Raw genomic sequence first — 2,597 nt, 5'->3', positions numbered from 1 at the left:
CCCACCCCCAAAACTTGCCGGGGACATTTGCGTGAGGCACGGCCCCTGACTACGCGGGGACTTTCCATGAGTCTCGTCGAAGTATTCCTCCCGAAGTCGCTCGGGCGTAGCATAGGGGCATGGTCGATCAGGCTCTTCTGGAGAGAACCCGCCAGCTGAACGATGCGCAGAAACGTGAGCTGGCTTATGTGCTGCTGGATGATGTGAACAGCAGCGAGGCAGTCACTCCGTATGAGGCTGCGGTGATAGATGAGCGGTTGGCGGATCTGGAAGCTAACCCCGATGACGAGATGTCTTCGGAGGAGTTCTGGAAGCGTATTCGTAGCAAGTTCGGATGAGTTACTCCGTCCGGTACCGGTCCCGTGCTCTGCAGGATGTGGAGCAGGTGCTGTCCTGGTATGCCGAGAATGTTCCGCACGTGGTCCAGCGGTTGGAGGCTGAGATTGCTGATGTCGAGGTTCTGCTCAGCGATGCGCCCTTAGCTTTTCGTCGAGTCAGGGGTGACACGCGGAGGATCGTTCTCCGCTCTTTTCCTTACAAGCTTTGGTACGTGGTCGATGAAGATCGTCGGATCGTCAGAGTCTTGGCGTGCATTTCCCAGCACCAAGATGAACGGCAGTTCAGTCACCGAGTTGAATGATCGATCTGTTCTTATTGTTCTCCTGTAGGGAACTTCTCAATGGCTATTCCGGTGCTTAAAAGTAGCCATCTGGTCTGAGGTAGACAGCAGCGTCTCAACTTAATGGTCCCGTCTGGAGTGGGCGAAGATGGACGTCAGAACAACTTGATAGTCCACCTCAGTGGTTGTTGGCAGGTCTCCTGTGATGGGGGTTCGTGTGGTTGTGGGCGTTCTGAATGGCTACTTTTTGGCTACTTTTTGCGCTCGGAACTGCAAAACCCCTTGTCAGAAGGGGGTCTGTGGTATCCCGCGGGGGTCACGAAGTCAATTTTTGACACAACTAAACATGCAAAACCCCAGGTCAGCGCCAGATCTGGGGTTTTCGTGTCTCTGTTGCCAGGTGCCGAATGGCTGCTTTTTTGGGTAAGCGGCAAGAATGTGCTGCCTGGTCTGCAACTACGATAGGCACATGGGTATCGCGGAGCTGTTGGAGCTGGAGCATCAAGGGTGGCAGTCGCTGTGCTCTAGTACAGGCGCGGACTTCTACGGTCGGATCATGACTGAGGATGGGGTCATGGTTCTCTCTCACGGGTATGTGTTCACTCGTGAGCAGGTCATCGAGTCACTGAACGATGCTCCGCCGTGGAGTCGGTACGAGATCTCTGAGGAGCGGTTGATTCCGTTGGATGCTTCGTCTGCGGTTCTGGTCTACCGGGGCGCAGCGTGGCGGGATGAGGAAGATCCTGAGTTCCGGGCACTGATGTCCAGCGTCTATGTGGAGCGTCAAGGTGAGTGGCGGTTAGCGTCGTATCAGCAGACGCCTGTTCCTCAAGCGGATAGGTGAGGTTCTTGGTCGTTCCTGTCGCTGCGCAGTGTTCGGAGCAGTTCCATGAGACGGCGAAATTGAGTCGGTGTGGCTGTCTTCAAGAAGTGTAGGAGTAGCCAGATCATTCCAGATAGGACGAAGGGTTTTAGCAGGATCAGAACTATGACGAGATAAATCATGAGGCTATGTCTATGGGTAGCTGAGACCCGGGTGTGGGACGGTGCGGAAGGTCTGCGCGACGGGATGGTCAGGTCAACTGTCCCTGTCCAGGAGTATTATGGGGGCATGAAGCACGTGACAGTTGCCCTGCCAGACGACGTTGCCAAGCGTCTAGAGGAGCATGTGCGGTCGGGTGAATACACCAGCAGTGACGAACTGGTCGTTGAAAGCCTGCGAGATCATCTGGGTGAGCTGCAGGTCGAAGAAGTTTCTGGCCTTGAGCACTTCATCCGTAGCCATGTGGTGCCTGCAGCTCAGCGTGCGGATGAGGATCCCTCGCGTCGTCGTCCTCTAGATGGTTTGGTGGAGCGTTTCCGGCAGCGCCGGGCCGCTGAATCGTCCTGACGCTGGGATGAAGCAGTACAGGGTAGTGATCCTGCCCGAGGCGGAGGACCAGCTCTACGAGTTGTACACCTACATTGCAGATAGAGCTGATGAGAAGATCGCGGCAGACTTCATCGAGCGAATCAAAGAGTTCTGCGACCAACTCGAGGTGCTCCCACGTCGTGGCACACGAATCGATGAGCTACTCCCTGGAGGCAGGGTAGTCAGCTACCGCAAACGTACCCAGATCATCTTCCGAGTCCTGGAGGATAAAGATCTCGTAGAGATAAATGGTGTCTTTCACGGAGGTCAGGATTGGCAAGGGCGATTAGGGCAGCGTTGAGTTCTCCCGTAGAGAAGATCTCAGTGGCTGCTGCTGTGTTGAAAAGCAGCCATTCGGTATGACGAAGACAGTAGCGTTTCAGCTTGACGGTGACGTCTGAAGTGGGCGAAGGCAGAGCGTAGAAGAGCTTGATACATGCCTTCAGCGGTTGTCGATGAGTCTCCTGTGATGGGGGGGTGCCTCTATGGTTTTCGTCAAGCTGCTAGGGCGTGCCCGGTTCTGCCTCTGATGGTTTCGGGGTCTTGGTAGAAGGTCCCGTCACGCAG

Annotated in this window: 5 protein-coding genes; all 5 read left to right on the top strand. The window is 55.5% G+C overall.

The features are described 5' to 3' along the window. The first annotated feature begins 119 nt into the window (after window positions 1-119). Window positions 120-338: an addiction module protein gene (locus H578_RS0112035; protein ID WP_022873923.1), complete on the top strand. Its 219-nt coding sequence runs from the start codon at window positions 120-122 to the stop codon at window positions 336-338. Then, a complete protein-coding gene (locus H578_RS15175) occupies window positions 335-640 on the top strand; it encodes a type II toxin-antitoxin system RelE/ParE family toxin (protein WP_022873922.1) in 306 nt (101 codons plus the stop codon). Before H578_RS0112035 ends, H578_RS15175 begins: the two co-directional genes overlap by 4 nt. A gap of 448 nt (window positions 641-1,088) precedes the next feature. Then, a complete protein-coding gene (locus tag H578_RS0112025) occupies window positions 1,089-1,463 on the top strand; it encodes a nuclear transport factor 2 family protein (protein WP_028464219.1) in 375 nt (124 codons plus the stop codon). 267 nt (window positions 1,464-1,730) lie between these two features. Next, a complete protein-coding gene (locus H578_RS16355; protein WP_156837350.1) occupies window positions 1,731-2,009 on the top strand; it encodes a ribbon-helix-helix domain-containing protein in 279 nt (92 codons plus the stop codon). A 7-nt stretch (window positions 2,010-2,016) separates the two neighbouring features. After that, entirely contained in the window at window positions 2,017-2,331 is a 315-nt protein-coding gene (locus tag H578_RS0112015) for a type II toxin-antitoxin system RelE/ParE family toxin (protein ID WP_028464218.1), read from the top strand. The last annotated feature ends 266 nt before the right edge of the window (window positions 2,332-2,597 follow it).

Origin of the sequence: Nesterenkonia alba DSM 19423 (assembly GCF_000421745.1) — a bacterium.
In the GTDB taxonomy this organism is placed as follows: domain Bacteria; phylum Actinomycetota; class Actinomycetes; order Actinomycetales; family Micrococcaceae; genus Nesterenkonia; species Nesterenkonia alba.
This window is presented reverse-complemented; position numbering and strand designations above follow the sequence as displayed.